The 4,501-nt window shown below is 55.5% G+C and carries 3 protein-coding genes; all 3 read left to right on the top strand.

Annotated features, from left to right (window positions below; genetic code table 11):
- Nucleotides 1-13: 13 nt before the first annotated feature.
- Nucleotides 14-2,350, top strand: a complete 2,337-nt coding sequence (gene pnp / locus ACIQ2T_RS12060; protein ID WP_397591027.1) for a polyribonucleotide nucleotidyltransferase — start codon at nucleotides 14-16, stop codon at nucleotides 2,348-2,350.
- Between the two features lie 213 nt (nucleotides 2,351-2,563).
- Complete coding sequence (locus ACIQ2T_RS12055) at nucleotides 2,564-3,358, top strand: outer membrane protein assembly factor BamD (protein ID WP_397591026.1); 795 nt, start codon at nucleotides 2,564-2,566, stop codon at nucleotides 3,356-3,358.
- A 4-nt stretch (nucleotides 3,359-3,362) separates the two neighbouring features.
- A partial coding sequence (locus ACIQ2T_RS12050; RefSeq protein ID WP_397591025.1) for an AAA family ATPase occupies nucleotides 3,363-4,501 on the top strand: 1,139 nt, incomplete at its 3' end.

Raw genomic sequence — 4,501 nt, 5'->3', positions numbered from 1 at the left:
CAAAGGAAAATCTATGTTTAATACGAAAACTGTATCAATCGAGTGGGGCGGACAAACCCTGACACTCGAAACGGGCAAAGTTGCTCGTCAAGCTGACGGCGCTGTTATGGCGTCGCTTGGTGAAACTGTTGTGCTTTGCGCGGTTACCGCCGCAAAGTCAGTGAAGGATGGTCAGGATTTCTTCCCGCTAACCGTTCACTACCAAGAAAAATATTCCGCAGCTGGCCGTATTCCCGGTGGCTTTTTCAAGCGTGAACGTGGTGCGACCGAAAAGGAAACGCTGGTTTCGCGTCTGATCGACCGTCCGCTTCGTCCGTTGTTCCCAGAAGGTTTCTACAACGAAATCAATGCGATTGCGCAAGTTCTTAGCTATGATGGCGAGAATGAGCCTGACATTCTGGCGCTCGTCGCCGCGTCGGCCGCAATGACCATTTCGGGCGTTCCTTTCATGGGCCCAATCGGCGCAGCACGCGTTGGTTACCTGAACGGCGAATATATTCTGAACCCAACCGACGAACAGGTAGCCGAAGGCGACCTCGATCTGGTCGTTGCGGCGACTTATGACGCAGTGATGATGGTGGAATCCGAAGCCAATGAGCTTTCGGAAGAAATCATGCTTGGTGCCGTCCTGTTTGCGCATGACGCATGTAAGGAAGTCGTTAAGGCAATCATCAAGCTTGCAGAGCAAGCTGCGAAGGAGCCTTGGGCAATGGCTGAGCAGGCTGATCTGTCAGCTGCTAAGGACAAGCTCAAGAAACTTATCGGTAAGGATATTGCCGCAGCGTATAAGCTGACGGACAAGTCGGCACGTTCAAACGCACTAAATGCGGCGCGCGCTGCTGCGAAGGTAGCGTTCACCGATGCAAGCCCGCAGGACCAAATGGCCGCTGGTAAACTGATGAAGAAGCTTGAAGCTGAAATCGTGCGCGGTGCAATCCTTAAGGATGGCACACGCATCGATGGACGCACAACTTCGCAAATCCGTCCAATCTTGGCGGAAACGCATTTCTTGCCACGTTCACACGGTTCGGCGCTGTTCACACGTGGTGAAACGCAGACCATCGCGACCTGCACCTTGGGTACCAAGGACGCAGAGCAGATGATCGACGGCCTTGGTGGCTTGCATTATGAAAACTTCATGCTGCATTACAACTTCCCGCCGTACAGCGTTGGTGAAGTGGGACGCTTCGGCGCACCAAGCCGCCGTGACATCGGCCATGGTAAGCTTGCATGGCGCGCGCTGCACGCCGTGTTGCCAACCAAGGATGAGTTTCCTTACACAATCCGTATTACCAGCGACATTACCGAATCCAATGGTTCATCGTCGATGGCGTCGGTTTGCGGCGGAAGCCTTGCGATGATGGACGCAGGCGTCCCAATCAAGCGCCCTGTCTCGGGTATCGCAATGGGCCTGATCCTTGAAGGTAAGGATTACGCAATCCTCTCCGACATCTTGGGTGACGAAGACCATCTTGGCGATATGGATTTCAAGGTAGCGGGTACATCAGAAGGCATCACCACGATGCAGATGGACATCAAAATCGCCGGTATTACCCGCGAGATTTTTGAAGCTGCATTGAACCAAGCCAAGGAAGGCCGCGCCCATATCCTTGGTGAAATGGCCAAGGCACTGGGCGAAGCCCGCGGTGAATTGTCCGCGCACGCACCACGAATCGAAACAATGCAGATCGACAAAGCGAAGATCCGCGACATCATCGGTACCGGCGGCAAGGTCATTCGCGAAATCGTTGCGACTACCGGTGCAAAGGTCGACATTGATGACGAAGGTCTTATCAAGATTTCGTCGTCCGATATTGCGCAGATCGAAGCTGCACGTAAGTGGATCTCCGGCATCGTTGAAGAAGCAGAAGTCGGCAAGGTCTATGACGGTAAGGTCGTGAACCTTGTTGATTTCGGGGCATTCGTGAACTTCATGGGCGGCAAGGACGGTCTCGTCCACGTCAGCGAAATGCGCAACGAGCGCGTTGAGAAGGTCACGGACGTTGTCAGCGAAGGCATGGACGTTAAGGTTAAGGTTCTGGAAATCGATCCGCGCGGCAAGGTTCGCCTGTCGATGCGCGTCGTTGACCAGGAAACCGGTGAAGAGTTGGAAGACACACGCCCGCCCCGCGAAAAGACCGAGCGCAGCGATCGTGGGCCCCGTCGTGAAGGCGGCGGTGGTGGACGCGGCGAAGGCCGTGGCGACCGTGGACCGCGTCGTGATGGCGGTGGACGTGATGGTGGACGGGGCGAAGGTCGCGGCGACCGTGGCCCACGCCAAGACCGTTCAGAAGGCGAAAACAAGGGTGGGGGCGATCCCGACCATGTGCCCGCTTTCTTGAAAGACTAAGCCTAAAAGGCTTGTGGCGGTACTTCGCCCACACTGATTATCATGTAAAAGAATAGAGAGGAAAGGGGCTGCTTCGGCGGCCCCTTTTTTCGTATTTCATCCGTAAACAGTTCATGACCGATACAGGAGATTTCCGCCACGGTTCTGCGGTCTTTATGCGCAGTGCGAAGCAAAAGGCTTGGCGGAGCGGACAAGATTATCTAGGGAACATTCATGAACAAAAAATTCCTCGTGCCCGTGGCGGTATTGGCCGCATCTTCCATGCTTTCTGGTTGCGCCGTACTCGGTCTGGGCGGCGGTGGGGCAAAGCCGGGCAGTAATACCCGTTATGTCGCGCGTGACGTGAATACGCTGTATGCAGCGGCCAAGAACAAGCTTGATAACAAGCAATATGAAGTTGCCGCAGCTTTGTTTGATGAGGTTGAGCGCCAGCATCCTTACTCCCCTTGGGCGCGCCGGGCTCAGCTGATGAGCGCGTTCAGTTACTATATGGCGCAGAAGTACAACGAGTCGATTCAATCGTCGCGCCGCTTTCTCTCGATCCACCCCGGCAACAAGGATGCGTCTTACGCCTATTATCTGATCGCTTTGTCCTATTATGAGCAAATTAGCGATGTGACTCGCGACCAGAAGATTTCCGAACAGGCGCTTGCAGCTCTTGGTGAAGTGCAGCGTCGTTATCCCGCGTCGCGTTATGCGTCTGATGCGACGTTGAAGATCGATCTTGTTCGTGACCATTTGGCCGGCAAGGAAATGGAAATTGGCCGCTTCTATCAACGCCGTGCGCTGTGGCTCGCGTCATCGTTGCGCTTCCGCGAAGTGGTTGAGAAATATGACACGACCACGCACGCACCAGAAGCTCTGTATCGCTTGACCGAAAGCTATCTTGCGATGGGCGTGCCGGAAGAGGCAAAGAAGGCAGCGGCCGTGCTGGGCGCCAACTATCCGGGCAGCGAATGGTATGCCCGTGCCTATAACCTAATGCAGAAGAACGCGCCCGCCGCGTAATGCCATGCTAACGGGGCTCTCGATCCGCGACGTCGTGCTGATCGAGGCACTGGACCTAGAGTTTGCAGGCGGACTTGGCGTTCTCACGGGTGAAACCGGGGCGGGTAAATCTATATTGCTAGACGCGCTTGGTCTTGCGCTTGGCGCGCGAGCGGATAGCGGGCTTGTAAGGTCAGGCGCGGAAAAGGCGCAAGTAACGGCCAGCTTTGAATCGCCCGCGTATGTTGCGGCGTTGCTTGCAGAGAACGACATCGACATTGAGATGGATGAGCCTTTAATCATTCGCCGGTCCGTAAAGGCCGATGGCGGTAGCAAAGCATTTATCAATGACCAGCCGTGCTCGGCGGCACTTTTGCGGGAAGTCGGGGCGGCTTTGGTCGAAATCCACGGCCAGCATGATGATCGCGGTATGTTGAACGCACGCGGGCATCGCAGTTTGTTGGATGCTTTTGGCCGAAGCGATACCGCAACCGTTTCCGCCAAATTTGCTGCATGGCAGGATGCTAAATCTCGGCTCGATATTGCCCGCGAGGCTTTAGAAAATGCGGCGCGTGATCGTGAGTGGCTTGAACATTCGGTTGCGGAACTCGCGGCATTCCATCCGCAGCCAGGCGAAGAAGAGCAGCTCGCTGGTGAACGTTCCGACATGCAAAAGGGCGAGCGCATTGCCGAGGATTTGAAGACGGTGCTGGAAAGTTTTGACGGACCCAAAAGTGGTCTGTCACTCATTCGCAGTGCAGCCCGCAAGCTTGACCGATTGGCGGATGCCCACCCCTTATTGGCCGAAGCGCTGACGTCACTGGACCGCGCCGTTATTGAAGCAAGCGATGCCGAAGATAAATTGAACGCGGCGGCACGCGCTATCGAATATGAACCAGCACGGCTTGACGAGATCGAGGAGCGCTTGTTCGAGCTGCGGGCACTGGCGCGTAAGCATAATATCGCCCCCGATGGTATCATCGCTTTGCAGGAAAGGTTGACGGCACAGTTGCAGTCCATTGAGGCCGGAGGCGAAGGACTTGCTTTGCTTGAGGCTGAGGTCGCGGCAAAGCACAATGCCTATGTTCAGTCGGCGAGCGCATTGTCTGCAGCCAGGACGGCGGCTGCGGTAAAGTTGGATGCAGCCGTTAAAAACGAGCTTGC

Origin of the sequence: Sphingorhabdus sp., from assembly GCF_044357595.1 — a bacterium.
Taxonomy (GTDB): Bacteria; Pseudomonadota; Alphaproteobacteria; order Sphingomonadales; family Sphingomonadaceae; genus Sphingorhabdus_B.
This window is presented reverse-complemented; position numbering and strand designations above follow the sequence as displayed.

What these genes read in the sequence shown, in the direction of transcription:
- pnp (WP_397591027.1), top strand. Translation starts at nt 14, where the DNA reads ATGTTTAATACGAAAACTGTATCAATCGAGTGGGGCGGACAAACCCTG.
- ACIQ2T_RS12055 (WP_397591026.1), top strand. Translation starts at nt 2,564, where the DNA reads ATGAACAAAAAATTCCTCGTGCCCGTGGCGGTATTGGCCGCATCTTCC.